General features: G+C 66.4%; 1 protein-coding gene. It reads left to right on the top strand.

Annotation, left to right across the window (positions count from 1 at the left end; all coding sequences use genetic code 11):
- Window positions 1–710: hypothetical protein (locus WH85_RS52045; protein ID WP_045748589.1), on the top strand; the 710-nt coding region annotated here is incomplete at its 5' end.
- Between the last annotated feature and the right edge of the window lie 141 nt (window positions 711–851).

The raw sequence follows: 851 nt of genomic DNA, 5'->3' as shown, positions 1-851 counted from the left end.
AGTTCACCCCGCAGGTCGCCGGGCCGACCGCCGCCTTCACCGGCACCAGCATGATCAGATTCGGCGCCGACAGCGACGACGCCAACACGGAATACACCACCGTCGAAGCCTCCGGCAAGGAACCGATCACCGCCAAGAGCATCCGGATCGGCGACGACGTGTGGGTCACCTCACCCGTCATGAAACCCCAAGACGGACGCACGTGGATCGGGAAGGGCACCGCCCGATCCTGGGGCAACATCCTCGCCGACCCGACGAACGAGCTGGCCGACTTCACCGTCTGGAAGCCCTTCATCCCCCAGGTCACCCGCGACGACGCCTTCGACGGCTGGGACAGCAAGGACATGGCCGACCTGGACGGCGCCCCCTACAAATACGAGATCACCTGCGGCGTCAGCAGCGCCGCCGCCAACCCCGGCTGCGCGCCGCCGCTACCGGACCGCCTGGGCAACCTGTTCAACGTCATCGGCAGCCCGATGCGCTACCAAGCCTGGCTCGACGACACCGGCCTACTCCGCAAACTCGAAGTCAACATCAGCATGGCGTACATCGCCAGTGTCGACACCGCGCCCAAGGGCGGCGGCCACCCGCAGGGCGAGTACTACGCCCACGTCGTCTTCAACCTCGACCAGTTCGGCACCCCCGTCACCGTCACCGCACCCGACGACGCCGACGTCACCACCGAGATCGGCGTGATCCGGACCAAATAAGGACTTACCAAAGTCCGCGATTCCCCCACCATTTCCAGGAGAACCCCCTGTCCCGCGGCCGGATCATCTACAGCCTCGTCGTCATCCTCGCCGGAGTCGCCGTCATCGCCGGCGGCGAATGGCTGAACGCCCGCTACGGCA

This window comes from Actinoplanes rectilineatus (assembly GCF_000962825.1).
GTDB classification, from domain to species: domain Bacteria; phylum Actinomycetota; class Actinomycetes; order Mycobacteriales; family Micromonosporaceae; genus Actinoplanes; species Actinoplanes rectilineatus.
Note: the sequence above shows the minus strand (reverse complement) of the source record. Positions and strands in the feature narration are given on the sequence as shown.